The 25,307-nt window shown below is 72.6% G+C and carries 24 protein-coding genes; 11 read left to right on the top strand and 13 right to left on the bottom strand.

The window, feature by feature from the left end; translation table 11 throughout:
- Positions 1–7: 7 nt before the first annotated feature.
- Genes CLV35_RS02265 through CLV35_RS02250 form a run of 4 tightly spaced genes read left to right on the top strand, consistent with a single transcriptional unit; the run spans position 8 to position 4,230 of the window.
- Entirely contained in the window at positions 8–553 is a 546-nt protein-coding gene (locus CLV35_RS02265; RefSeq protein ID WP_121191790.1) for a DUF2231 domain-containing protein, read from the top strand.
- Positions 554–606: 53 nt separating this feature from the next.
- Positions 607–1,008 carry a BlaI/MecI/CopY family transcriptional regulator gene (locus CLV35_RS02260; RefSeq protein ID WP_121191789.1) on the top strand — a complete coding sequence of 134 codons (402 nt, stop codon included), beginning with the start codon at positions 607–609 and terminating at the stop codon, positions 1,006–1,008.
- Positions 1,005–1,979 (top strand): M56 family metallopeptidase, encoded by a 975-nt coding sequence (locus CLV35_RS02255; RefSeq protein ID WP_121191788.1) that lies wholly within the window; start codon positions 1,005–1,007, stop codon positions 1,977–1,979. The genes CLV35_RS02260 and CLV35_RS02255 overlap by 4 nt, the downstream gene beginning before the upstream one ends.
- 43 nt (positions 1,980–2,022) lie before the next feature.
- Positions 2,023–4,230, top strand: coding sequence for a catalase (locus CLV35_RS02250; RefSeq protein ID WP_231121375.1), 2,208 nt, complete (start codon positions 2,023–2,025; stop codon positions 4,228–4,230).
- A gap of 78 nt (positions 4,231–4,308) precedes the next feature.
- Here the strand turns inward: CLV35_RS02250 and nagA are convergent, their stop codons facing one another.
- The 10 genes from nagA to CLV35_RS02200 all read right to left on the bottom strand — a co-directional run bounded on the left by nagA (position 4,309) and on the right by CLV35_RS02200 (position 15,290).
- Positions 4,309–5,475, bottom strand: coding sequence for an N-acetylglucosamine-6-phosphate deacetylase (gene nagA / locus CLV35_RS02245; protein WP_121191787.1), 1,167 nt, complete (start codon positions 5,473–5,475; stop codon positions 4,309–4,311).
- A complete protein-coding gene (locus CLV35_RS02240; protein ID WP_183061617.1) occupies positions 5,472–6,425 on the bottom strand; it encodes an ROK family protein in 954 nt (317 codons plus the stop codon). Before CLV35_RS02240 ends, nagA begins: the two co-directional genes overlap by 4 nt.
- Entirely contained in the window at positions 6,419–7,423 is a 1,005-nt protein-coding gene (locus tag CLV35_RS02235; RefSeq protein ID WP_121191785.1) for an SIS domain-containing protein, read from the bottom strand. Before CLV35_RS02235 ends, CLV35_RS02240 begins: the two co-directional genes overlap by 7 nt.
- The gene (locus CLV35_RS02230) at positions 7,420–8,958 is read right to left on the bottom strand and encodes a sugar ABC transporter ATP-binding protein (protein WP_121191784.1); all 1,539 of its coding nucleotides are present in this window, start codon (positions 8,956–8,958) and stop codon (positions 7,420–7,422) included. Before CLV35_RS02230 ends, CLV35_RS02235 begins: the two co-directional genes overlap by 4 nt.
- An 81-nt stretch (positions 8,959–9,039) precedes the next feature.
- Positions 9,040–10,122 (bottom strand): sugar ABC transporter substrate-binding protein, encoded by a 1,083-nt coding sequence (locus CLV35_RS02225; RefSeq protein ID WP_121191783.1) that lies wholly within the window; start codon positions 10,120–10,122, stop codon positions 9,040–9,042.
- A 57-nt stretch (positions 10,123–10,179) separates the two neighbouring features.
- Positions 10,180–11,199 (bottom strand): ABC transporter permease, encoded by a 1,020-nt coding sequence (locus CLV35_RS02220; protein WP_121191782.1) that lies wholly within the window; start codon positions 11,197–11,199, stop codon positions 10,180–10,182.
- A gap of 3 nt (positions 11,200–11,202) precedes the next feature.
- Positions 11,203–12,177: a Gfo/Idh/MocA family protein gene (locus CLV35_RS02215; protein WP_121191781.1), complete on the bottom strand. Its 975-nt coding sequence runs from the start codon at positions 12,175–12,177 to the stop codon at positions 11,203–11,205.
- Positions 12,174–13,154, bottom strand: coding sequence for a Gfo/Idh/MocA family protein (locus tag CLV35_RS02210; RefSeq protein WP_269203881.1), 981 nt, complete (start codon positions 13,152–13,154; stop codon positions 12,174–12,176). The genes CLV35_RS02215 and CLV35_RS02210 overlap by 4 nt, the downstream gene beginning before the upstream one ends.
- A 197-nt stretch (positions 13,155–13,351) precedes the next feature.
- Positions 13,352–14,680 (bottom strand): ROK family protein, encoded by a 1,329-nt coding sequence (locus CLV35_RS02205; RefSeq protein ID WP_121191779.1) that lies wholly within the window; start codon positions 14,678–14,680, stop codon positions 13,352–13,354.
- 130 nt (positions 14,681–14,810) lie between these two features.
- On the bottom strand, positions 14,811–15,290 hold the full coding sequence (locus tag CLV35_RS02200) for a GNAT family N-acetyltransferase (protein ID WP_231121374.1): 480 nt from the start codon (positions 15,288–15,290) through the stop codon (positions 14,811–14,813).
- Between the two features lie 90 nt (positions 15,291–15,380).
- On the opposite strand from CLV35_RS02200, the gene CLV35_RS02195 reads away from it, so the two are divergent.
- Positions 15,381–16,277, top strand: a complete 897-nt coding sequence (locus CLV35_RS02195) for a LysR family transcriptional regulator (protein ID WP_121191777.1) — start codon at positions 15,381–15,383, stop codon at positions 16,275–16,277.
- A 45-nt stretch (positions 16,278–16,322) separates the two neighbouring features.
- Here the strand turns inward: CLV35_RS02195 and CLV35_RS02190 are convergent, their stop codons facing one another.
- On the bottom strand, positions 16,323–17,018 hold the full coding sequence (locus CLV35_RS02190; RefSeq protein ID WP_121191776.1) for an NADPH-dependent F420 reductase: 696 nt from the start codon (positions 17,016–17,018) through the stop codon (positions 16,323–16,325).
- A gap of 151 nt (positions 17,019–17,169) precedes the next feature.
- On the opposite strand from CLV35_RS02190, the gene CLV35_RS02185 reads away from it, so the two are divergent.
- A complete protein-coding gene (locus CLV35_RS02185; RefSeq protein WP_121191775.1) occupies positions 17,170–18,348 on the top strand; it encodes an EAL domain-containing protein in 1,179 nt (392 codons plus the stop codon).
- Positions 18,345–18,512: a DUF1059 domain-containing protein gene (locus tag CLV35_RS02180; RefSeq protein ID WP_121191774.1), complete on the top strand. Its 168-nt coding sequence runs from the start codon at positions 18,345–18,347 to the stop codon at positions 18,510–18,512. The genes CLV35_RS02185 and CLV35_RS02180 overlap by 4 nt, the downstream gene beginning before the upstream one ends.
- 3 nt (positions 18,513–18,515) lie before the next feature.
- On the opposite strand, the gene CLV35_RS02175 is transcribed toward CLV35_RS02180, so the two are convergent.
- Together CLV35_RS02175 and CLV35_RS02170 are read right to left on the bottom strand one after the other, a co-directional pair.
- Complete coding sequence (locus CLV35_RS02175; protein ID WP_121191773.1) at positions 18,516–19,361, bottom strand: PhzF family phenazine biosynthesis protein; 846 nt, start codon at positions 19,359–19,361, stop codon at positions 18,516–18,518.
- Positions 19,361–20,359 carry an alcohol dehydrogenase catalytic domain-containing protein gene (locus CLV35_RS02170; protein WP_121191772.1) on the bottom strand — a complete coding sequence of 333 codons (999 nt, stop codon included), beginning with the start codon at positions 20,357–20,359 and terminating at the stop codon, positions 19,361–19,363. The genes CLV35_RS02175 and CLV35_RS02170 overlap by 1 nt, the downstream gene beginning before the upstream one ends.
- Before the next feature lie 277 nt (positions 20,360–20,636).
- Here CLV35_RS02170 and CLV35_RS02165 point away from each other — a divergent pair, with 277 nt between their 5' ends.
- From CLV35_RS02165 to CLV35_RS20315, 4 genes are all read left to right on the top strand, one after another.
- Complete coding sequence (locus CLV35_RS02165) at positions 20,637–24,224, top strand: glycoside hydrolase family 3 C-terminal domain-containing protein (protein ID WP_231121372.1); 3,588 nt, start codon at positions 20,637–20,639, stop codon at positions 24,222–24,224.
- A gap of 127 nt (positions 24,225–24,351) precedes the next feature.
- Entirely contained in the window at positions 24,352–24,567 is a 216-nt protein-coding gene (locus CLV35_RS02160; RefSeq protein WP_121191770.1) for a helix-turn-helix transcriptional regulator, read from the top strand.
- Positions 24,536–24,958 carry a hypothetical protein gene (locus CLV35_RS02155; RefSeq protein ID WP_121191769.1) on the top strand — a complete coding sequence of 141 codons (423 nt, stop codon included), beginning with the start codon at positions 24,536–24,538 and terminating at the stop codon, positions 24,956–24,958. Before CLV35_RS02160 ends, CLV35_RS02155 begins: the two co-directional genes overlap by 32 nt.
- A gap of 156 nt (positions 24,959–25,114) precedes the next feature.
- Positions 25,115–25,285 carry a hypothetical protein gene (locus tag CLV35_RS20315; protein ID WP_231121370.1) on the top strand — a complete coding sequence of 57 codons (171 nt, stop codon included), beginning with the start codon at positions 25,115–25,117 and terminating at the stop codon, positions 25,283–25,285.
- Positions 25,286–25,307 lie beyond the last annotated feature (22 nt).

The raw sequence follows: 25,307 nt of genomic DNA, 5'->3' as shown, positions 1-25,307 counted from the left end.
GAACGCGATGCCGACCGAGGTCAACGGGCTCCCCGCCCACGTCCTGCTCGTCCACGTGGTCGTGGCGCTCGTGCCGCTGACCGGGCTGCTGCTGCTGCTCTCGGTGTTCTGGCCGGCGGCCAGAGCGAGGATCGGCGTCGCGCTGCCCGTCCTGGCCCTCGTCACGCTCGTCAGCGTCCCGGTCACCACGCACGCGGGCGAGTGGCTCGAGCACCGGGTCGACCCGGACCCCCTGGTCGAGCGGCACGCCGAGCTCGGCGACCAGATGCTGCCGTGGGCCATCGGGCTGTTCGTGGTGTCCGTGCTGGTGTGGGCCGCCCACCGCTGGTCCCTCGCCGGCAGTGGCACCTCCGCTCACGCCGACCCAGCTGCCCGAGGCGCCACGGCGCTGCGTCGTGAGGGCGGCTTCGCCCTGCCCCTGGCCGCGGCGCTCGCCGTGCTAGCGGTCGTCGCGACGATCGGGTCCGTCGTCACGGTCTACCGGATCGGCGACTCGGGCGCGAAGGCGTCGTGGCACGACTCCTTCTCGAAGACTCCGCACGGCGAGGACTGACGCCCGGGCGCAGACTGTCTCGCAACGACCGAGGACGCGGGCAGGAGGACGGCATGGTGGGCGACCGGCTGCGAGGCCGTCGCGAGCGCGGCTCGCTCGAGCACGACGTGCTCCAGGTCCTGCGCGGCGCTCCGGACCCGCTCACACCGGGCCAGACCAGGGACGCGCTGCCCGGCGGCGACGCCCTCGCCTACACCACCGTCATGACCACGCTCGCTCGACTGCACGACAAGGGCGCCGTCACCCGCGTACGCGTCGGTCGGGCCTACGCGTACTCCGCCGTCGCCGACGACGGGGCCGTGCGGGCGAGCGCCCTCGCCAAGCGGATGCGCCGCGTCCTCGACTCCGGCGCGGACCGTCGGGGCGTGCTCGCGCGCTTCGTCGGCGGGCTGGACGAGGCCGACGAAGCGACCCTCCGGGCGCTCCTCGACGAGCTCGGGCGCGACGACGGGTGAGCGCCGCCGCGCTGCTGCTCGTCCTCGGCCTGCCCTGCCTCGCCGCACTCCTCGCCCGCCGCGCGGCGAGAGCCCTCGGGCGCACCCATCCCGCGACGGCGACCTGGTGCCTGACGCTGCTGTCGGTCGGCATCGGCTTCGCGACCTGCCTGGGGATCGCCTCCGTCGCCGCAGACCTGCTGCTGCTGCGGTGGTCGAGCCTGCTGCCCGCCGTCCTGGTCCACCTGCCGCCGGGCTCGCTCGCGACGTGCGCGCTGGTGCTCGGTGCGGCCCTCCTCGCCGTGACGGGGGCGCTGCCCGCCGGGTGCGCCGCGGCGCGGGACTGGTGGGCCGCTCACAGGGCGCTGGGGGACCGTCCGGCGGGTGGCGTCCTGCTCCTGAGCGACGACGCTCCGGAGGCGTACGCGGTGGCCGGGCCGCGCAGCGTCGTCGTGGTCCACACGGGCCTGTTCGACCTGCTGGCTGAGGTCGAGCGCGCGGTGGTCGTCGCCCACGAGCAGGCGCACCTGGCCCGGCACCACGGCGTGCACGTGCTCGCAGCGAGGACGGGGGCCGTGCTGAACCCGCTGCTCCGCCCCTTGGTCCACGCCGTGCACGAGTCGGTGGAGCGCTGGGCCGACGAGGACGCTGCCGACCGGGTCGGTGACCGGGCCGCCGCGGCGCGAACCGTGGCTCGGGCGTCCCTCGCCCGCCGGCGCGCCAGCACGGGCGGCGGCCACCTCGCGATGTCGCAGGGCGGTGCCGCCGCGCGAGCCGCTGCACTCGTGCGGCCGAGGCCCCCGGACCGGCGCGCCGCCGTCCTGGCGGTGATCGCCTCCGTCGTCGCCGTGAACCTGGCCGTCGGCGACGCGGCTCACGGCGTCGAGGACGGCTACGAGCGTCTCCGGCGGTCGGCTGCCACGAGCGCCGAACCGTCGGCTACTACACGAAACGGTCGTATTGCGATCACCGTGACCCAGAGCACACACTGAGCCGACATGCGGCGAAGCGCCGCACCGGGCGAAGGAGCTCCAGGTGACCGAGTCGGTCCGCAATCCCCAGGACAGTCAGCAGCCCTCCGACGAGGGCGCCTCCGGACTCTCGCGCCGGCACTTCATGGCCGCCGCAGGCGCCGGAGCAGGTGCGATCGCCCTGGCCGGCGCCGTCGCCGGCGCCGGCGACGCTGAGGCGGCCACGACGCGGCTGGAGCCCGGCGCCGTCCCGGGCGCCCCCGGTCCGCAGGTCAAGCACGGCGCGGCGCTGACCAGCAACCTCGGCGTCCGCATCTCCGACGACCAGAACACCCTGCGGGCCGGGACGAGGGGCCCGTCCCTGCTCGAGGACCCCTTCTTCCGCGAGAAGATGATGCACTTCGACCACGAGCGGATCCCGGAGCGCGTCGTGCACGCCCGCGGTGCGGGCGCGCACGGCGTCTTCGAGCTCCACACCTCGCTCGCGCAGTACACCAGCGCCAAGGTGCTCACCCAGGTCGGCGCGCGCACCGAGGTCTTCGTCCGCTTCTCGACGGTCAACGGCTCCCGCGGGTCGGCCGACACCGCCCGGGACGCCCGGGGCTTCGCGACGAAGTTCTACACCAGCGAGGGCATCTGGGACCTCGTGGGCAACAACATCCCGGTCTTCTTCATCCAGGACGCCATCAAGTTCCCCGACCTGGTCCACTCGTTCAAGCCGGAGCCGCACATCGAGGTCCCGCAGGCCTCCACCGCTCACGACACGTTCTACGACTTCATCTCCCTGACGCCGGAGTCGGCCCACATGCTGATGTGGGTCACGTCCGACCGCGGCATCCCGCGCAGCTTCCGGATGATGGAGGGCTTCGGCATCCACACCTTCCGGCTGGTCGACGCGTCGGGTCGCTCCACCCTCGTCAAGTTCCACTGGAAGCCCAGGCTCGGTGTCCGTTCGCTCGTGTGGGACGAGGCGCAGAAGCTCGGAGGCGTCGACCCCGACTTCCACCGCCGCGACCTCGCCGAGGCGATCGACGCCGGCAACTTCCCGAAGTGGGACCTGGGCGTCCAGCTGCTCGCGGAGAACGACGTCGACAAGGTGACGTTCGACGTGCTCGACGCGACGAAGCTGTGGCCGGAGGAGGTCGTCCCCGTCCAGCTGGTCGGCACCATGACGCTGAACCGCAACCCGCAGAACTACTTCGCCGAGACCGAGCAGGTCGCCTTCTGCACCAGCCACGTGGTGCCGGGCATCGACTTCAGCGACGACCCCCTGCTGCAGGGCCGCAACTTCTCCTACTTCGACACCCAGCTCAACCGCTTCAACGGGCCCAACTGGACCCAGCTGCCGGTCAACCAGCCCCGCTCGCCCGTCAACAACTTCCAGCAGGACGGGTTCATGCGCTACGCGAACCGGCCGGGACGCGTGAACTACGAGCCGAACTCGCTGCCCGGTGGCACGGGTCACGAGTCGAGCGCTGCGGCCGGCGGCTACGTCTCCTACGCCGAGCCCGTGTCCGGCACGAAGATCAGGGCACGCAGCAGTACCTTCGCAGACCACTTCAGCCAGGCGACGCTGTTCTTCCAGAGCATGACCGAGCCGGAGAAGCAGCACATCATCCAGGCCCTGCAGTTCGAGCTCGGCCACGTGACGGTGAAGGCAGTGCAGGAGCGCATGCTCGGGCTGCTCGCCAACATCGACGACCGGCTGGTGAGGGAGGTCGCCGGCTACCTCGGCCTGCCGGTGCCGTCCGGCTCGCCCAACACCCGGATCGGGACCGCGCCCTCGCTCAGCCAGGAGCGCATCTCGAAGCCCGACGCGGCGACGCGCAAGGTGGGCGTTCTCGTGGCGGAGGGCGTCTCCGCGACCGATGTCGCCGCCATCAGCGCCGCGCTGCGGCGGGCGAGGGTGACGCCGGTCGTCGTGGGCCCTCGGCTGGGGCCGATCCCCGCGTCGGGTGGCTCCGTCACCGCGACCATGACCTACCTGACGTCCAAGTCGGTCCAGTTCGACGCGCTGTTCGTCGCAGGCGGCACGGCGTCCCTCACCTCGAACGGTGCGGCCGTGCACTTCGTCGAGGAGGCCTTCATGCACTACAAGGCGATCGGAGCGTCCGGGGACGGTTCAGCCGTGCCGCGCGCCGCTCTGGGGTCCCTCTCGCGGGAGCCCGGTGTCGTGGTGGCCGCGACCGCTCAGGCGGCGGCCCCCAGCTTCGTCGCCGCCGTCGCCGCCCACCGGCACTGGTCCCGGACGGGGGTGTCGCGCATCAGCTGAGCAGGCTGACCTGTCGGGACAGGACGCGAGGAGGGCCGCCTGTGGCGGCCCTCCCGTCGGACGGGGGCGTCCTGCGCTCTACGTCTGCGCCCGTGCGCGCACGGGGGAGCGCCGGGGGGCGTGAGCGGGCAGCCAGCTCCCGGCGCGCATCACGGCCCGGACGTGCAGGTCGTCGTCGAGGTCGACGAGGTCAGCGACGTACCCGGGCGCGATCGAGCCGTGCGTGGCGGCGATGCCGAGGACGCGTGCGGGGTTCGCGGACGCGGCCCGTGAGGCCGCCTCGACGGTGAGCCCGGACTGCCGCACCGAGCGGCGGAACGCCGCGTCCATCGTGAGGGTGCTGCCGGCCAGTGCCCCGGAGCGGGAGAGCCGGGCCTGGCCGTCCACGACGTCGACGTCCTGGCCGCCGAGGCGGTAGCGGCCGGCGGGCGCGCCGGCGGCCGCCATGGCGTCGGTCACCAGCGCGAGGCGCCCCGGGACCTCTGCGACCAGCGAGGAGATGGCCGGGTGGACGTGAACGCCGTCGTTGACGACCTCGCAGCCCACCGCGTACCGGAGAGCGGCAGTGACCGCTCCGGGCTCCCGGTGGTGGATGGCCGGCATCGCGTTGAAGAGGTGCGTGGCGAGCGTCGCGCCCGACTCGTACGCAGCGCTGGCCTCGTCGTAGGACGCGGCCGTGTGCCCGACCCCGACCACCACTCCGAGCTCGACCGCGGCGCGGGTGGAGGCCAGCGCGTCGGGCAGCTCCGGTGCGACGGTGATCGTGCGCAGGTGACCCCGAGCCGCTCCCGCGAGCTGCTCCACCAGGGCGGGGTCGGGGTGACGCAGGAAGAGCGGGTTCTGCGCGCCGCACGCGGATGCAGCCAGGAAGGGCCCCTCCAGGTGGGCCCCGAGGCAGGCGTCGCCGGCCAACCCGGCGACCCAGCCCAGCTGCGTCCGCAGGTCGGTCAACGGGGCCGCGACGAGCGAGACCAGGGTCCGGGTCGTCCCGTGCCGCTGGTGGAACTCGACGGCGCCCATCATCTGTTCGGGGGAGGCCGCGACGTCGAACCCGCCGCCGCCGTGCATGTGCAGGTCGATGAACCCCGGGACCGCCCACCCGTCCAGCGTTCGCTGGACCGAGGCCGACTCCGGCGGTGACCCGCTCGCTACCTCGGTGAACACGCCGTTCTCCACGCTGACCCAGCCGGGGCTGAGCACACCGTCACGCGTGACCAGCCGCGTCGCTGCGACGTACGTGGTCATCTGCGCAGCCGCGGTGCGGGCGTCCGGCCCGCGGGCCGACCGGTGCCGAGCGCTGCAGCGGCTTCCCAGGCGACGAGCGCGGCGCCGGCCTGCCCGGCCCTCGAGCCCAAGCGGGAGAGCCGCACGGGTGGGGCGTCGCGCCAGGCGAGCTGCTGCTGGAGCGAGCGGTGGACGGGATCGACGAGGCGGCTGCCGGCCCGGCTGAGCCCGCCGGCGAGGACGATCGCCGCCGGGTCGAGCAGGACCGTGGCCCCGGCGAGTGCCAGCCCGAGCGCGTCGGCCGCCTCCTGCCACACCTGCAGGGCGAGCGGGTCGACGGACGTCGCGATCTCGGCGGCCGTGGCGCTCCTGTCGCCGCCGGCTGCGTGGTACCTGCGAGCGATGGACGCCGCGGACGCGTACGCCTCGAGGCACCCCCGCTGCCCGCAGGTGCAGGCCAAGCCGCCGGGTCGGGTGACCACGTGGCCGAACTCGCCGGCCGTGCTGGTGTCGCCCACGACGGGGAGACCGTCGAACACCACGGTGGCGCCGACGCCGGTGCCGAGGACCACGAGCAGCAGGCTGCCGCCCGCACCGTCCCGGTCGAGGGCCGCCTCGGCCCTGCCCGCGGCACGGACGTCCTGTTCGACGGTGACCGGCAGACCCAGCTCGTCGGCGACGAGGTCACGCAGCGGGAGGTCGCGCCAGCCGAGGTTGGCGGCGTAGCGCACCACACCGCGGTCGCTGTCGACGAGTCCGGGGACCGCCAGGCCGACTGCGACGGTGCGCGGACCGGCGAGGGACCGGCACAGCGACAGGACCTGGTCGACCGCGTCGGCACCCCGACCCGTGGGGACCTCGACCGTCTCGAGGACCTCTCCGCCGGTGGCGGTCCGAGCACCCTTGAGCGAGGTCCCGCCCACGTCGACCGCCACCACGTACCCGTCCGTGCCGAGCGGTGCCGTCACCACGTCTCGGTGACCTTGAGCAGCCCGCGCGGACGGTCGGGGTCCTCCCCGCGGTCGAGCGCGAGGCGCCACGCGAGTCGCTGCAGGGGCAGGATGTTCACGACTGGGTGCAGCTCCTCCGGCAGCCCGTCCGTCGCCACCTCGAGACCGCCCGCCGGACCGACGGTCAGCACGTCCACCCGTTCGGCGGCCAGCCGTTCCAGGAGCGGGCTCATGGAGTCGGCCCCGGCGCCCGGCGTGCGCACCGCGATGACGGGGACCCCTGGCCCGAGGACGGCGATCGGCCCGTGCAGCAGCTCAGCCGCGGAGAAGGCCTGGGCCGAGAGGTAGCTCGTCTCCATCAGCTTGAGGGCCGCCTCGCTCGCGGTGGCCGAGGAGAAGCCGCGTCCGGTGGTGATGACGCGCTGGGTGAACCGGTACCTCTCGGCGGCGCGGTCGACCTGCTCGTCGTGCTCCAGGGTCGCCTGGGCCGCGCCCGGGACGGCGGAGGCGTCACCGCCCACCAGCAGCAGGTAGAGGGCGAGCAGCTCGGAGGTGTAGGTCTTCGTCGCCGCGACCGCCTTCTCGGGGCCGGCGAGGACGTCGACGTGCAGGTCGGCGACCGCCGCGAGCGCAGAGGCGGCGTTGTTGGTCACCGCCACCGTCAGCGCGCCGAGCGCCTTGAGGGCTGCCGTCGCCTCGACGAGGTCCGGTGACCCTCCCGACTGGCTGACGGTGATGACGACCGCCTTGTCGAGGACAGGGCGGGCCTTGTAGACCGTCAGGGACGAGGGGGAGATGAAGCCCGTGGGCAGACCACCGTGCACCTCGGTGAGGTACTTGGCGTAGACGCCCGCGTGCCCGCTGGTGCCGCGCCCGACGAACAGGACCAGGCGCGGCGCGAACGAGGCGATGCGGCGACGGGCGCTCGCGATCTCCTCCGAGCCGTCGTGCAGGAGCCGTTGGAGGGCGGCGGGCTGCTCGGCGATCTCGGCAAGCATCGCCTCGCCGGGCCGGTTCATCCGCAGGCCTCCTCGTCCGTGGCGTCGTCGGTGGCGGCGGACATCATGGCCAGCAGCTCCTCGCGTCCGACCTGGCCGGGTGTGCCCTGCCAGACGATCCTTCCCTTGCGCATGACACAGAGCCGGTCGCTCAGCGCGTACAGCTCGTCGATGTCGTCGGAGACCACCATCAGCGCCACCCCGTCGTCGGCCATCGCGTGGAGCAGGCCGTGGATCTGCGCCTTGGTCCCGACGTCGACGCCGGCGGTGGGCTGGTCGATGACCAGGACCTGCGGCCTCGCCGCGATCGCCTTGCCCAGCAGCACCTTCTGCTGGTTCCCGCCGCTGAGGGCGCTGGCAGGCAGGTCGATGCGCGGAGGGGCGACCTGCAGGTCGGTGACCAGGCTCTGGGCGAGGGACCTGACGTACCTCCTGCCGACGAAGCCGGCCCTGCCCCGTCGCTGCTGCAGGGACATCAGGCTCAGGTTGTCCGCGACCGGCGCGACCAGGCTGAGCCCCTGGTGCTTCCGGTCCTCGGGCACGAGGACCACGCCGCTGGCGATCGCCTGGCGCGGGCTGCGGAAGGTGACGGTCTGGCCTTCGACCGCGATGTGGCCGCCGGTCGGACGGTCCGCTCCCGTCAGCACGCGGGCCAGCCGCGTACGCCCGGAGCCGACGAGGCCGGCGACTCCCACGATCTCCCGCGCCCGGAGCTCGAGGGAGACGGGGCCGAGCCGCTCCCCGCCGACGACGTGCTGAGCACTGAGCACGACGGGGTTGGCCGGGCCCGCCCGGCTGATGTGGCTCTCGCTCTCCAGGGCGGACTTCAGCCCCTCGCCGAGCATGAGCTCGGCCATCCGGGCGACGCTGAACGCGCTGGTGCTGCCCTCGCCGACCACCGCCCCGTTGCGCAGGACGGTGAGATGGTCGGTGACCCCTCGCACCTCCTCGAGGAAGTGGGAGATGAACATGATGCCCACTCCGCTGTCGGAGAGCCGTCGCATCGTCGAGAACAGCCAACCCCGCTCCTCCTCCGAGAGCCGGGCCGTGGGCTCGTCCATGACCAGGACGCTGGCGTCCTGGGCGAGCGCCTTGGCGATCTCGATCCGTTGCATGACGGCGGGGCTGAGCTCGGCGACCGGCGTGTCCAAGGACGCCCCGATGTCGATCTGCACGGACTCGAGCAGGCGAGCGGCCTCCTGCCGCGTGGCCGGCGAGCTGTAGCGGACCGCGTGCTTCTCGCGTCCCAGCAGCAGGTTCTCGGCGACGGTCATCGAGGGCACCAGGCTGAACTCCTGGTAGATCACCGCGATGCCCTCTGCCCGCGACTGGCGCGGGGTGCGCAGGCCGACGCGCTGGCCGTCGACCTCGACGGTGCCGCCGTGGTCGGGGTAGAGCCCGGCCAGGGTCTTGACCAAGGTCGACTTGCCGGCGCCGTTCTGTCCGATCAGCCCGTGGATCTCACCCTCGCGCACGTCGAAGTCGACGCCCTTGAGGACGACTGCGGAGCCGAACTGCTTGGTGAGGCCCCTGGTCTTCAGCCGGACGGTGGGCATGGGGTTCCCTTCCCGGGTTGCTGGGTGCGGCGGTTCTGAGGCGGAGCCCACCGAGGTGCATCGGCTCCTCGAGCGTCGTTCTCAGCCGCTCCACTCCGAGGGGTTGGCGTCCACGTCGTCCTTGGTGATGGTGGGCAGGGCGATCTGGGCGTCCGGTGCGGGGATGTCGGCGCCGCGGCCGCTCAGCTGCATGCATGCGTACGCGGCTCCGAGCAGTCCCTCCAGGCGCGGGCTCTGGTTCACGGTGCCGTACAGCGCTCCGGTGCGGATCGCGTCCTCGACCTGCTTCGAGTAGTCACCGGCGATGAACTTCACGTCGGTGCGCCCGTGGTCCTTGGCCCAGTTGGCGCCGACGTACATCTGCGGGCCCTGTGCGACGACTGCGTCGAGGCTGCCCTTGGGGTACTTCGACATCAGGTCCTGCGTCGCTGAGAGGTTCTTGCTGTTGTCGAACTCGTCGACGGGCTTGGCGACGATCGTGTAGTCGGGCGAGTCCTTCAGCGCGTCCTGCATCCCCTTGAGCCGCTGCACCTGCGGGGTCCCGCCGAGCGGCCCGAGGATGACGGCGATCTTGCCGCCGCCCGGCAGTGCCTGCTTGAGCAGTGCGCCCAAGGACTGCCCGTACTGGTAGTCAGAGGCCCCGACGTAGGTCACCACGTCCGCCTTCGGGTCGAGCTTCGCGTTCAGCGCGATGACGGGGATCTTGGCGCTGCGGGCCTGGCCGATCGCGCCGAGCGGTGCTGTCGGGCTCGAGGACGTGACCAGCAGCAGGTCCACCTTCTGCGCGATGAGGTTCTGGGTGTTGCTGACGAGCGTGGAGTTGTCCAGGTTGCCGTTGAGGATCGTCGCCTTCATGCCCAGGCGCTCGGCCTCCTGCTTGAAGGCGTCGTCCATGGAGGCGAGGAAGGGGATGGTCGTGGAGATGTTGGACAGGCCGACCTTCTTCCCCTTGCACGTCCCGGCGGGGAGGTGGGGGTCGGCCGCCTGCTGCGCTGCCCCTGCAGGAGCGGGTGACGCCTGTACGGGTGCGGCCGACGAGGCAGCGTCGGCGGGGGCCGGGTCGCTGCTCGCACCGCAGGCGGCGAGCGCGGTGAGCGCGGCCGCCAGCGTCACCGAGCTGGTGAGCACGCGGAGCGCCGGGCGGTGGGTCGTGCGTCGGGACATGGGTCTCTCCTGGGAGCTCGAGGGAGTGGGGTCGCGTGGGCGGAAGGGGCTGGCAGGTCAGTCGGCGGTGCGTGCCGCAGACGCCGTCACGGGTTGGCTCACCGTCTGCGGAGCCACGGGCGCGGGTCGCGGACTCGGCCGGTGGAGCCGGTTGTACTGCTCGAGGACCACGGCGACGAGGATCACGAGGCCGGTGACGGTGGGCTGCCAGTACGGCGAGACGTTGAGCTGGTTGAGGCCGTTGGCGATGACGCCGAGCAGGAGGGTCGCAGCGAGCACGTCCTCGGCTCGCCCGACCCCGCCCGTCAGGGCCACCCCTCCGACGACGCAGATGGCGATCGCCTGGAGCGGCCAGTTGGAGGCTGCTGTCGGCTGACCGACCGCGGTCTGGCCGAGGAGCAGGAGCCCGGCTCCGCCGGCGAACAGGCCGCCGAGGGCGAAGGCGAGCATGCGTACGCGCTCGACGGGCACCCCGGACAGGTGGCTCGCCTCGTCGTTGCCGCCGACGCTGTAGACGTAGTGGCCGTAGCGGGTCCGGGTGAGGAAGACCCACACCGACAGCAGGCACAGCACGAAGATGACGAAGACGACGGGGATGCCGAGGACGCGGTCGCCTGCGGCCTGGGCCAGCAGGCGGACGTCCGCGGGCTTGGACTCTGCGCCGGTCGAGACGAACAGCAGGCCGGACACGACGCTCGCCATCGCGAAGGTGGCGACGAAGGCGTTGATGCGGACCCTGGCGATGAGGAACCCGTTGACCAGTCCGATCCCGAGCCCGAGGGCGAGTGCCGCCCCGATCGTGACGGCGACCGGCGCGCGACCGGAGACGACGGCGGCGAGCACGGAGGCGGAGACCCCCACCGCCCCGACGGAGAGGTCGAAGCCCCCCGAGACCATCATCACGATCATGCCGCAGGCGACGATGCCGATGATCGAGTTCTGCTCGAGGATGTTCTGCAGGTTGAGGGGTTGTCGGAAGGTGGGGGACACCGCGGCCAGGACGGCCACGACCAGCGCGAGGACCAGCCAGAGGCCCCCTCGGCGCAGCAGGCTCGCGCGGGCAGGTGCAGCAGGCATGGCTCAGCGCTCCTTCGTGGGAAGTGTGACCAGCGAGGCGCTGGCGGCGGACTGCAGTGCGGCGAACGCGACCTCGGTCGCACGCCAGCCGTCCTCGACAGGGATGGGCGGGGGTGCCCCGTCGCGGATGGCCCGCAGCCAGTGCTGCAGGAGGCTCGAGTTGATGCCGCGGCCGTAGGGCAGGTGCTCCACCGCGCCGCCGGGTCGGACGATCTCCGCGCGCCGGGCGAAGGCGTCGATCTCGACCCGGCCGCGCTCGAACCACAGCCGCATGAGGAAGTCGACCCCGCCCAGCATGCCGCGCGGCCGTGACCAGCTCGCGTCGATGGTCAGCCAGGCGTCGTCCGTGGTGAAGGCGACGACCTGCGCGATGTCCTCGACGGCGAGGTCGGACGCCTGGCTCGTCTCGGCGAACACCGAGGAGTACTCCGCACCGCTGATCCACCGCAGCGCGTCCGCGAGGTGGACGACGTGGTCGAGCAGTGAGCCGCCACCGGCGAGGGCGGGGTCGGTGAAGAAGCCGCCCGGGTTGGGTGCGTGGTTGACCCCGCTGGCGGCAAGCAGGCGGCCCAGGGCACCGGACTGCGCCAGGGCCCTGGTCGACTGCACAGCCGGTGCGTACCTCACGGGGAGCGCCATCGAGAGCCAGGAGCCGCTGCAGCGCAGCAGGTCTGAGGCGACTGGTGTGTCACCGAGGGGCTTCTCGCACAGGATGGGCAGGCCGGCGGCAGCTGCGGCGGCCACCAGGTCCGCGTAGTGGACGTGCTCGCTGGTGACGATGACCGCATCGACAACCTCGCACAGGCTCTCCGGGGTCGGCATGGCCGCGAGACCGTTGTCGCGGGCGAAGGCGTCGCGCCGCTGCGGGTCGTGGTCGTAGACGGCGACGGCCTCCGCCCCCGACGAAGCACGGCCCAGCTCGTCGCAGTAGGTGGTCGCGTGCACGTGCGCGCAGCCCAGGAACCCGACCCTGGTCATGCTGCCTCCTCCTCGACCATGACGGGCTGCCTGCTCTGGATGCTCGCTTCGGCTGCCTCGACGACGCGGAGGGCGGCGAGCCCCTCCTCGGCGGTGGCCAGCGGAGCCGGACCCGTGCCGGCGAACCAGTCGACGGCTGCGGCCAGCTCCAGCCGGTAGGGGTCGTCGGGGACCGGGCTCGAGTCGGGCCCGGGGAGGTAGTCGCCGGACTGGTCGGTCCTCGGGCAGGACACCTCGAACCCTGCGGACGAGGAACCTGCCACCCGGTAGAACCCCTCGGACCCCCACAGCTCGAGCGACGTGCTGAAGGCGTCGTCGCGCCAGCTGGCGTCCAGGTAGGTGATCTGCCCGTCGAGGTGCTTGAGGGTGACGGACACGACCTCGGCTCCCGGTTCCCCTGCACGGGTGGCGAACACGCGAGCAGCAGGCCCGAACGTCCACAAGGCCCAGTCGATGTCGTGGATGGCCATGTCGAGCAGGACCCCGCCGCTGCGACCGCTCTGCCGGTACCACTGCTGGACGCGCCCGGGTGAGGCGTTCAGCCGCGCCATGCGCGCTGAGCGCACTGTGCCGAGCTGCTTGCCGCGCACGAGGTCGTAGGCGGCTGCGTACTCCGGGAAGTAGCGCACGACGTGCCCGACGGCGACCTTCGCCCCCCTTGACCGAGCCAGGTCGACGAGAGTCCGTGCCTCCTGGGCCGTTCGTGCCATCGGCTTCTCGCAGAACACCGACACACCCGCGCGCAGAGCTGCCACCACCAGCTGCGCATGGGTGTCGGTCGGGGTGGAGACGACGACGGCGTCGACGGTCCCCGGGGCCAGCATCGAGGCGACGTCGGTGAGCGTGGCTCCGTGCAGGTGGGCCGTCGCCGCACCGCCCTCTGACAGGTGGGTGTCAGCGACGTGCGTCACCCGGCAGGCAGGGAGGCTTGCGAGGTTGCGGAGGTGCATGCTGCCGAGCGCACCGACACCGATCACCCCCACGCGGATCTGGTTCAACTGCTGACTCCCAAGCCTTGGCTTCGTTCTGCAACGCAGTTGCGTTTCAGAATGGCTGGGAATCTAGGGCCGGCCAAGGCCGCTGTCAAGTGACGTCGGGCGTCGACAGGGGGAGTGCGCCGGAGGAGATGCGGACACCTCGGAACCCTCGACAGGTCCGAGGTGGCTGGGCCGTCCTAGGAAGTACGAGACGCGGCGGGGTGCGTCGCCGGAGCGCTCGGCGAGCTCCACGACGGGAACAGGCTCAGGGGCTCACTGGCCAGCACGGCTTCCACGCCGCTCAGGGCGAAGGTCGCGGCGCCGGCGAGGACGACGTCGTCGCCGAGCGCTGAGACCCTCCACTCCGGCGGGTCGACCAGGAGCGCTCGTGCTTCCTCCCGGGCGGCGGACACCACGCGCTCGCGCGCGGACTCGTTGTCAGCGGCGCCGAACAGGTTGCTGCCGAGGACCACCATGGCGGGGTCGAGGGCGAGCAGGGTGGGAGCGAGCGCGTGCGCGAGCCGCGTGCCGACGGACTCCAGGTCCTCGCGTCCGGCGGTGAGGTCACCTGGCGCGCCCTGCGCCAGGTGGGCGGCGCTGAAGTCCAGCGGGTCGAGGCCGGGACGGGACTTGCCCTTCTCGCCGATGGCGCGCGCGGCGAGCCTGCTGCCTGCTGGGTGGACCATGAAGCCGATCTCGCCGGCAGCACCGTGGTGCCCGTGCAGCGGTCTTCCGCCGGCGATGATGCCGGCCCCTACGCGCTCCCCGAGCAGGATGAAGATGAGGTCGTCCACGCCGTGCGCCACGCCCTGGGAGTGCTCCCCGACTGCGGCGAGGTTGGCGTCGTTGTCCACAGCGACAGCGCACTTCAGCTCTGCCGCCAGGATGCCTGCGATGTCGGTCTCGGCCCAGTCGCGCAGGTTGTCGACGTAGCGGACCCTGGCGTTGTCCTCCACCCACCCGGGTGTCCCGACGACCGCCGCGGCCACGGTGTCGACCGAGACGTCGGCACGTGACAGCGCCACCCTCACGACCTCGACGGTGGCTGCAGCTCGCGCCCTGCCGCGGAGGTCTCGACGGACACGCTTGCGCTCGCGGGCGAGCACGCGACCGTCGAGGTCCACGACCGAGGCAGCGACCTCGTGGGCGCGGACATCCACGCCGACGACGTGCGCAGCCCCGGGGTTGAAGGCGAACCGGCGAGCGGGACGACCGACCGAGCTGGTCGGGGGGAGCTCGACCACCAGTCCTACTGACTTCAGGTCGTCGACGATGACCTCGATCGTCGGCCGGGACAGCGCCGTCACGTCCGCCAAGGGGGCTACCTTCATGCCCTCGGGTGCGTTGCGCAGGGTCGTGAGCACGACCGCGGCGTTCCGTCCGCGCAGGTCCGCAACTGCGACCGAGGGCGGCTGCCCGACGGGGTCTGCGCTCCGCCTGCGCGTGTTGCCGAGGGGCCAGGTCAGCGAGCGCCAACCACTGCCCTGCCGCGCGTGCTGCGCGAGGTCCGTGGTGGCTCTGGACACGGGGGGACCCTACCGGATCCACAAGCCGTCTGCGGAACTGGTCACCCCCGTCGCGCCGACCGGGACCAGGAACCAGTGCGCCGACGAGGACGAGATCTTCCCGGTCACCAAGTGGACCGCACTGGTCTGATCACGGGGTCGAGGAGAGCGAGCCGTCCACCGCGCTGAGCGGCATCCGCATGAAGACGCTGGCACGCGCGTACGGCATGTGCACCGACTCCGGCGGCACGTGCTCGAAGCCGACCGACTCGTAGAGGTGCACGGCGGGGCCGAGCTGCGTCGAGCTGCCGAGGAACAGCGAGGTGGCGCCGAGCTCGCGGGCCCGGTCGACGGCCGCGGTGAGGATGCGCCGCCCGATCCCGCCGCCGCGCATCGAGGGGCTGACCGACATCTTCGACAGCTCGTAGTCTCCGTCGCCCGCCGGGCGCAGCGCCACGCACCCGACGACCTCGCCGTCGACCTCGGCCATGAGCACCTCGCCGCCCGGCTCGACGATGACGCCGAAGGGGTCGCCGAGCTGGCGCTCGTCCTCCGGCTCGACGGTGAAGTAGCGGCGGATCCACTCCTCGTTGAGGGTGCGGAACGCCGCGGCGTCCTCGGCTGTCTGCATCGGTCGGATCGTCACGTCCATGCCTCCATTGCAGCGCCGGGAGGTCCGGACGTCCAACATCTCGTTCCTCTCGGGTGAGACGCTGCAGGTATGGACGTGGAGCTGCGCCACCTGCGCTACTTCGTCGCCGTCGCCGAGGAGCTGCACTTCGGGCGAGCCGCGCAGCGGCTGCACATGGCCCAGCCGCCGCTCTCGCAGGCGATCCGCCAGCTCGAGGAGATCGTCGGCCACCAGCTGCTGACCCGCAGCTCGCGCTCGGTCGGGCTCACGCCCGCGGGGGAGGCGTTCCTCGACCGCGCACGGCGTACGTTGCGCAACGTCGCGCGCGACGTCGACGAGGCGCGAAGCATCGGCCGGGGCGAGGCCGGGGTGCTCAACGTCGGCTACGTCGGGTCGGTCATGCTGACGCTCCTGCCGCACGTCCTGCGCGCCCACCTGGAGCGGTACCCGGGGGTGCAGCTGCGCCTGCACGAGTCCTACACCTCGCGCGTCGTCGAGGGCCTGCTCGACGGGAGCGTCGACGTGGGCGTGGTGCGCGACTCCGAGCCGGTCGCCGGCCTGGTCGCGGCGCCGCTGCTCGTCGAGCCGTTCGTCGCCGTGGTCCCGGCCGCGCACCCGGCGGCCGCAGGCGACGAGACCTCGGCCCTGGCCCTGCGGGGCGACGTGTTCGTGTCGCCCATCCGCGGGGCCGGCACCCGTGCCTACGAGAAGCCGCTGAGCATCTGCGAGGAGCAGGGCTTCCGCCCGACCGTCGCTCACGAGGCCACGCACTGGCTGACGATCGTGCGCCTGGTCGGCGCCGGGCTGGGGGTGACGATCGCGCCGGAGTGCGTACGCGTGCTGGCCACTCCCGAGGTCCGCTGCCTCTCGCTGCCGGAGGCGCGCGTGCGGAGCGAGGTCTCGCTGGTGCACCGGGTGGGGGAGACCCGGTCGATGGTCGCGACGTTCGAGGCGCTGGCGACAGCCACCGCCCGGGGCCAGGGATGACGGAGGCGCCCGCGACCCGGGGGTCGCGGGCGCCTGCCGGGCGGGCTACGCCGGGTTCTCGAACGTCCCCGGGCTCGACGGGGTCGCGCTGAAGCCCTCGGGGCGCTCCTTGCTGGCCGCGGCCAGCCCCGAGCGCACGCCCTCGGCGTCGAAGTCCTTGGTGTAGACCGGGCTGCCGGGCTGCTGGCGCCACGACTCGTCGATGCCGCCCGCGTCGATGGCGTCGAAGCCGAGCTCCTCGACGAGTGCGAGCACCTTGGCCTTGGCGGCCTCGTCGTCACCGGCGACCGGCAGCGCGATGCGGCCGGGGGTGCCGGCGGGCTTGCCGTTGTCCTGCAGGCTCTGGGCGTAGATGTTGTTGAACGCCTTGACCAGCGGGCGCCCGAGCTGCTGCTCGACCCAGCGGGTCTCCGGCGTGCCGTCCTCGATCGCGTCGATCCGGCCGTCGCGCTCGCGCGGGTAGTAGTTGCCGGTGTCGACGAACGCGCCGTCGGCCGCTGCGCCGTCGAGGACGCCGGCCGGCAGGTCGGGGACCTTGTGCTCCGGGATCGTCACCACGACGATGTCGGCGCCCTTGGCGGCCTCCGTCACCTCGACCGCACGCGCGCCGGTCTCCTCGGCCAGGTCCTCGAGCGTCTCCGGCCCGCGGGAGTTGGCGATGGCCACCTCGTGCCCGAGGGGCGTCAGCCGCCGCGCCAGGGCGCTGCCGATGTTGCCTGCTCCGATGATGCCGATCTTCACGTTGCCTCCAGTCCGAGCTGTCGGGCCTGCGGCCCGCTCTGCGGGTGCCAACTACCGGATGCCCGCGCCTAGTCCCCGAGAACCCGCTCGGCGCGTACGCGTGGCGCCTCTCACACGCTCAGGTCCACCGGTGGACCGCCGATAGGTCCGCATGACCGCCGTCGACCTCACCCTGCCCGCGGCCGGGTCGGAGTCGCCGGTCACCTGGGACGAGGCGCTGCGCACCGTCCTCGACGACCCCGCGCAGCCGGCGCTCGTCTACCAGCCCATCGTCGACCTCGCCCGCGCGCGCGTCGCCGGCTACGAGTGCCTCGCGCGGTTCTCGGGACCTCTGCAGGCGCCGCCGGACGTCTGGTTCCAGCAGGCGCACCTCTACGGCTGCGCCGAGGAGATGGAGGCGCGGGTCGTGCGCCGCGCGCTGGAGGAGCGCCGCCACCTCGAGGAGTCGCGCTTCCTGACGGTCAACATCACACCCACGCTGCTGCCGTCGGAGCCCGTGCGCGCGGCGTTCGCCTCCGGCGGCGACCTGACCGGCGTCGTCGTCGAGCTCACCGAGCACGTGCAGTACGACTCCGGCGACGGGCTCGCCGCGCACCTCGACGCGCTGCGTGCGGCCGGCGCGCTGATCGCCATGGACGACGCGGGCAGCGGCTACGCGGGCCTCTCGCAGCTGCTCGACGTGCGCCCGCAGCTGGTGAAGCTCGACCGCGCCCTCGTCGAGGACATCGACACCGACGCCGCCAAGGCGTCCATGGCGCGGCTGTTCGGCGCCATCACCGGCTCGCTCGACGCGTGGCTGCTGGCCGAGGGCATCGAGCGCGTCGAGGAGCTCGAGACCTGCATCGCTCTGGGCATCCCGCTCGCGCAGGGCTACCTGCTGGGCCGCCCCGCCGCGACCTTCACCGAGCTGCCCGACGAGCTCGCCGCCCGCATCCTGCTCGCCGCGCGGCGCGCGGACGACGTGACACTCGTACGCGCGGTGCTGCGTACGGCTCCGGCGCTCGCTCCCGGCTCGGCGCCGGCCCCGAGCGACGGACCGCAGGTCGTGGTCGACGAGTACGGCTGCCCCACCTCCCTGCTGCTGCCGCTGCGCCGCGCGGACGACGCGCCGGAGCACCGCGCCGCCGCCGGGATGCTGCTCGTGCGCGACGACACCCCCGTGCACGACGCCGCGCGCCGGGCGATGGCCCGGCCGGCCGCGAACAGGCTCGACCCGCTCGTGTGCGTCGACGACCGGGGCCTCCTGCTCGGCACCGTCGGCATCGACGACCTCACCAACGCCCTGGCCACCCTGGTCGAGCGCACCCTCGAAGGAGAGAACCGCCCATGAAGAGCTTCGCCTGCGGCGACGTCGTCCCCGGCTGCCACCGCCGCTTCACCGCTGACGACCAGGAGGGCATCCTCTGGCAGGTCGCGGCTCACGCCCGCGAGGACCACGGGCTCGAGGTCGTGCCGCAGCCGGTCGTCGACGCGGTCATCGCCCACATCCGCTGACGCTCAGGCGGGGATCGGCACCGCCGTCCCTGCGACCGTGACCCGCAGGTCGCCGGGCCGCAGCTGCACGGTCAGCCGGCTCGGTCGTCCCATGTCGTCGCCCTGGTGGACGAGGACCTCGCGCGGCCCGGTGACGCGGCCGAGGGCGTGCAGGTAGCCGCCGAACGCTGCCGCCGCCGAACCCGTCGCGGGGTCCTCGACGACCCCGCCCGTGGCGAAGGGGTTGCGGGCGTGGACGAGCTCGTCGCTCTCCACGTGCACGAGCAGCACAGTCGGCCACCGGTGCGCCAGCATGTGGGCGCGGAGGCGGTCGAAGTCGTAGGCCATGTCGGCAAGCCGCGCGCGCGTGGCCACCGGCAGCACCAGGTGCTCGTTGCCGGACCAGGCGACGTGCGCGGGCAGCACGGCCGGGTCGGCCAGGTCGGTCGCCGACCAGCCGAGGCAGGAGAGCGTCGGCTCGACCTCCTCGGGTGTCGCCGGGCGGCTCCACGTCGCCACGCTGGTGAGGGCCGCCCGCAGGCCCTGGGGCGTCGGCGCGACGGCCACCGGCACGACGCCGGCGTTGGTACGCAGCTCGAAGTCCCCGACGCCCAGCCGCTCGGCGAGGGCGACGCCGGTCGCGATGGTCGCGTGGCCGCAGAAGTCGACCTCGACCAGCGGGCTGAAGTAGCGGACGCGCGCCGCACGCGTGCCCGCCCCCTCGGTCACGAACGCCGTCTCGGAGTAGCCGACCTCCGCCGCGACCGCCTGCATCTCGACGTCGGACGCGCCCGTCGCGTCGAGCACGACGCCCGCGGGGTTGCCACCCTCGGGCGTGGTCGTGAACGCCGCGTAGCGCAGCACCTCCATCAGACCGTGAGCACCATGCGGAAGCGGGGCTTGCCGGCCATCATGCGGCCGAAGGCGTCCTCGGCCTGCTCGAGCGGCGCGGTCTCCGTCATGGGCCGCACGCCGGAGAGCGCGGCGAAGCGCAGGGCGTCCTCGCTGTCCTTGGCCGAGCCCGATGCGTGGCCGGCGACCACGAGGCTCGGACCGATCATGGCGCCGGCCTCGAGCTGCAGCGGCTCCTGAGGGGCCCCGACCACGACGAGCCGGCCGCGGTGGCGCAGTCCGCCCACCGTGGCGCTGGTGGCGCCGGCGTCGGTGACGGTCGAGAGCACGGTCTGCGCGCCGCCCAGGCGCTGCAGCTCCGCGGCCACGTCGGAGCTGGTGCTGTCGACGTAGTGGTGCGCGCCGAGCTGCGAGGCGAACTCGCCCTTCTCGGCCCCGCGCGCGACGGCGACGACCTCGAAGCCCATCGCCGCTGCGTACTGGACGCCGAGGTGCCCGAGGCCGCCCAGCCCGACGATCGCGACCAGGTCGCCGCCGCGGGCGCCGCTCTCGCGCAGCGCGTTGAAGGTCGTCACGCCGGCGCACATCAGCGGCGCCGCCTCGACGTCGGTCAGCGCGTCGGGGATCGCGGCCAGCGCGTCCTGCGGGGCGACCACGAGGTCGGCGTAGCCGCCGTCGGCCGTGAGCCCCGTGACGTTGCGGGCGGTGCACGAGATGAAGTCGCCCTCGCGGCACGGGACGCAGGTGAAGCAGGCACCTCCGAACCAGCCGACGCCGACGCGCTGCCCCGCCTGCCAGCGGTCGACGCCCTCGCCGACTGCCTCGACCGTGCCGGCCACCTCGTGACCGGGCACCCGGGGGTAGGAGCTCGCCATCCCGACCCGCGCCATGACGTCGCTGTGGCAGACGCCGCAGGCCGCGACGCGTACGAGCACCTGTCCGCGACCCGGTCGCGGCGCCTCCCGCTCGACCAGCTCGAAGCTGCCGCCGGCTGTGGGGACCTGGACTGCGCGCACCGCTCGCTCCTCTCGTCGCCTGCTCTGCCCTAGCCAACCACGGGGTCGTGCGGAGGGCCCGTCCGGCGGTCTGTACCGTGCTCCGTCCCGGTGGGTGGGACGGCCCGAGATTGTTCTTGACTTGTACAAACCGTCGTCCTACTGTCCCGAGATGCCGGACACGTCCCTTCCTGGGGATGATTCTGCCCGGCTACGGCGAGCGCCGGGCGAGGACGCCCGGGCAGAACGGAGTGCATCGATGCACCGTTGGGCTTCATCCCTCACCACGGTAGGCGTGGTGATCACCAGTGCGGTCGCCGGAATGGCGGCGACCGCTGCTGCGGCTCCATCCTCATCGGCGTCCGAGACGCCGATCTACCTCGACCGGAGCTACTCGCCCGTCGAGCGGGCCGCGGACCTGGTCTCCCGGATGACCTTGGCCGAGAAGGCCTCGGAGATGAACAGCAGTCGTGCTCCTGCCATCCCCCGGCTGGGGATCGCCGAGTGGGGCTGGTGGAACGAGGCGAACCACGGCATCAACGCGCTGACGTTGACGCCCTCGGGCAACGCCACGACCCTGACCAATACCACGTCATACCCCTCGGACCTCTCCCTGGGCAGCACGTGGAACCCTGACCTGGTCTACAAGGAGTCGAGCCTCATCGGCGACGAGGCGCGCGACGTCGCGCCCTTCAACACGCAGAACCTCGACTTCTACGCCCCGACCGTCAACCTCACGCGCGACCCGCGGTGGGGGCGCAACGACGAGTCGTGGAGCGAGGACCCGACGCTGACGGCGAACCTCGCCTCTCAGTACGTCGACGGCCTCCAGGGCCAGACGCAGGACGGCAAGCTCCTCCCGTCTGCCAACGGCTACTACAAGGCCATCGCGACGCTGAAGCACTACGCCGCGAACAACAGCGAGGTCGACCGCCGCCAGGGCACGGCCAACATGGACCAGCGCACGCTGCGCGAGTACTACACCTCGCAGTTCGCCCAGATCGTCCAGCAGGCGCACCCCGGCTCGATCATGAGCTCCTACAACGAGGTCAACGGCGTCCCGGCCGCGGCCAGCGTGCAGCTCATGGACACCCTGGCGCGTCAGACGTTCGGCTTCGACGGCTACTTCACCAGCGACTGCGACGCGGTCGAGGTCATCCAGAAGGACCACCACTGGCAGCCGCCGGAGGCGTCCGCCCCGCTCGACCAGTACGGCCGCACCGCCTTCGCGAACTCCGCGGGCGAGGACCTCGACTGCAACGCGGGCTACTCCGACCAGTACGGCTACGGCAACACGATCCCCACCGCGGTCGCGCAGCACATCCAGACGCAGACCGACATCTACAACGAGGGTGACGTCGACGTCTCCGCCGTGCGCCTGTTCACCGCGCGCATCGAGACCGGCGAGTTCGACGCCGAGAACCTCGTGCCGTGGGTGCAGGCCGCCCGCACGCGCCTCGGTGGCACCACCTGGGTCAGCAGCGACGCCAACAAGGCGATCACCGAGACCCCGGAGCGTCTGGCCCAGGCCCGCGCCTCGGCCGACGAGAGCCTGGTGCTGCTGAAGAACTCCAAGGTCAAGAAGAACCCGCTGCTCCCGCTGCAGGTGCCCGCGAAGGGCTCCTACAAGGTCGCGGTCATGGGCTACTTCGGCCACCCGAGCGGCGGGCTCTACCTCGGTGGCTACTCGGCCATCCAGGCTGCCTCCGGCTCGGCGAACAACGTCGACTCCTACCAGGGCATCAAGGCCGCGGTGCAGGCAGTCAACCCCGCCGCCACCGTCGACTTCCTGCCCGGCGTCACCGGCGGCACCTCCGCCTCCAGCCTGACCACTGTGGACCAGGCCTCGATCGCGGCCGCCAAGGGCTACGACGCGGTGATCGTGGTCGCCGGCACCGACAACGGCACCTCCGCCGAGGACAACGACCGCGAGACGATCGCGCTGCCCGGCGCCCAGTCGGAGATGATCCGCCAGGCCGTCGCGGCCAACCCGCGCACCGTCGTCTACCTCGAGACCGTCGGCGCCGTCGACGTCTCGGCGTTCCAGTCGAAGGCCAACGCGCTGGTGTGGAGCTCCTACAACGGTCAGGAGCAGGGCAACGCCCTCGCCGATGTCCTCTTCGGCAAGGTCAACCCGAGCGGCCACCTGCCCTTCACGTGGTACGCCAACGACAGCCAGCTGCCGCCCATCAGCGACTACACGATCCGGCCCACCGCCACCACGCAGGGCCGCACGTACCAGTACTTCACCGGCAAGCCGACCTACCCCTTCGGCTACGGCGGCAGCTACACCTCGTTCTCCTACGAGCGCCTGCGCATCCAGCGCGACGCGGTCGACCCGAACCAGGACATCGTCGTGCGGGCCCGGGTGAAGAACACCGGTGACGTCGACGGCGCCGAGGTGGCGCAGCTCTACGCGACCACGCCGTTCGAGCCCGCCTCGAAGCAACGTCCGGTCAAGCGCCTGCTGGCCTCCGACAAGGTCGACATCCGCGCCAACCACAGCAAGACCGTCGAGTTCCGCGTGCCGGCCAGCAAGCTGGCCTTCTGGGACGAGGCCTCCAACAAGTACGTCGTCGACCCGGGCCGCTACGGCCTCCAGGTCGCGGCGTCCTCCACCGACGTCAAGCTCAAGGGCACCCTGTCGGTCAGCGGCACCATCGCTGCCGAGCCGGCTGTCCTGACGGCCAAGCCGGTGCAGGCGGGTGACGCGGCCAAGCAGGTCGCGCAGCGCGTGCAGGTCGCGGTCGGCACGACCATCGACCCGCAGCTCACGGTCTCGATGGACGACCAGAGCCTCTACGGCTACATCACCAAGGGCAAGAGCACGCCGCTCCCCGCCGGGGCGACCGTGTCCTTCTCCTCCAACCGCAGCAGCGTCGTGGCCGTCCAGGGCAGCACGCTGCGCACGGTCGGCAGCGGCATCGCCACCGTCACGGCGACGCTGAAGTACCGCGGCACCAAGGTGTCCACCGACTTCACCGTCAACGTGGCCCCGCTGCAGATCACGTCCAACCCCTCGGCCGTCTTCGAGGCCGGCGCGGCGGGCACCTTCACGGTGACCACCAACGCGGTGCCTCAGGCCACGCTGACCGAGTCGGGTGCGCTGCCCGCGGGCATCACCTTCACCGACAACGGCGACGGGACGGCGACGATCGCCGGCACGGCGCCCGCGACGACGGGCAGCTTCCCGGTCACCATCACGGCCTCCAACGGCGTCTCGCCGACGCAGACGCAGCAGTTCGTGCTGAGCGTCGGCACGCGTACGGCCATCACCTCCTCGGCGAACGCGACGTTCGTGGCCGGCTCGGCGGGCACCGTCACGGTGACGACGACCGGGTTCCCGACCGCGGCGATCACCGAGTCGGGCGCACTCCCGACCGGCGTGACCTTCAAGGACAACGGTGACGGCACCGCCACCCTGTCCGGCACTCCGGAGGCCGGCACCCAGGGCGGGTACGCGGTGACGCTGTCCGCGTCGAACGGCCTGCCCGCTGCCACCCAGCAGCTGCACCTCACGGTGCTGGGCCAGGCGCCGACGTCGACCACCGCGGTCCTCGCCGGCTCGACGAACCTGTCGATCTCGTTCGGGGGCAACAGCTTCAGCTTCCCGGCGACAGGCGTCGCGGTCCACCTCGTGCCGGTGGGCAGCACCACCGACGCGGTCCCTGCGGCCACGACGGGCAGCAACGGCAGCTACGAGTTCGACGGGGTGGCGCCCGGCGACTACCAGGTCGAGTTCGTGAACCCCGCCAGCGGCTACGCGCCGCAGTGGTTCAACGGCACGCCGAACGGCTCCGCCGACCAGGCCGGCGCCTCCACCGTCACGCTGACGGCGGGCCAGGCCACCACCTGGGTCAACGCCTCCTGGCCGTTCCACTTCTAGGCCAGCCGGCACGTACGACCCGCAGCGGCGCTCCCCTCCTCGGGGGGCGCCGCTGCGGTGTGTCCGGGCACGGTCGGGCTGTCAAGGACGCTTGACAGGTGGTCCTGTCGCGGCGCATCGTGGCGAGGTGCGCAACGAGGTCGCCGAGCTGCGCACGCGCGCAGGCCTCAGCCAGGGAGCCCTGGCGGCGCAGCTCGGGGTCTCCCGCCAGACGGTCAACGCGATCGAGAACGGTCGCTACGACCCGAGCCTGCCGCTCGCGCTGCGCATCGGGCGGCTCTTCCGCACCCCGGTCGAGGAGGTCTTCCACGATGACGCCGACGTCCCAGCAACCCGCGGGTGACGGTGCGGTCGACTGCGAGCCACGGGCCGCGCGCTGGTGGCCGCTGCTCCTGCTCGCGCTGGGCACCGCGGTCACTGTCGCCGCGCTCGCCGGCGGCAACCGCCCCGCCGCGGTCGTCGCAGCGGTGGGCTTCGCCGGGTGGGCAGCGCTGGCGCGCCTGGTCCCCGACCGCGACGTCGTGCACGACCTGCTCCTGCCGGCCGCCGACGAGCGCGACCGGCGCGTGCAGGCGACGGCGTCCTCCGCGGCGGCCGCCGCGCTGGCGCCGGTGCTCGCCGTCGGGGCGGTCCTCGAGCTCGCCCACGGCCACGCGGGGCCGTTCACCGCGCTGGCGGCGCTCCACGGAGCGGTGTCGCTCGGTGCCCAGGCCTGGGTGCGCCGGCGGATGTAGCAAGGCCGGATCCGGTCGAACACGTGTTCGACCGTCTGCCATCCTGGTGGCGTGGCCGGGGGCATGCACCGCAGGGGCTGGACGGGCGGGCTGCCGCGTCCGGAGCCCGCCCGGGCCGCGGCTGCTGCGCAGCCTCCCGGTGCACGGCACTGCTGGGTGAGCGATCCGCCCGGCCACCCCGGCACCTGGCCGGGCCTCCTGGCCGAGTGGCGCCGCGGCCCGCAGGGCTGGCAGGGCCGCGTCGTCTACGCCGTCGCCGAGGGCGACCGGGTGCACCTCGTCGAGGAGTGGCTGCCGGCTGCCGTGCTGCTCCCGGTGGGGCGGTGAGAGGTGTCGTGTGGTGCTGCGA

The organism is Motilibacter peucedani, assembly GCF_003634695.1.
Taxonomy (GTDB): Bacteria; Actinomycetota; Actinomycetes; order Motilibacterales; family Motilibacteraceae; genus Motilibacter; species Motilibacter peucedani.
This window is presented reverse-complemented; position numbering and strand designations above follow the sequence as displayed.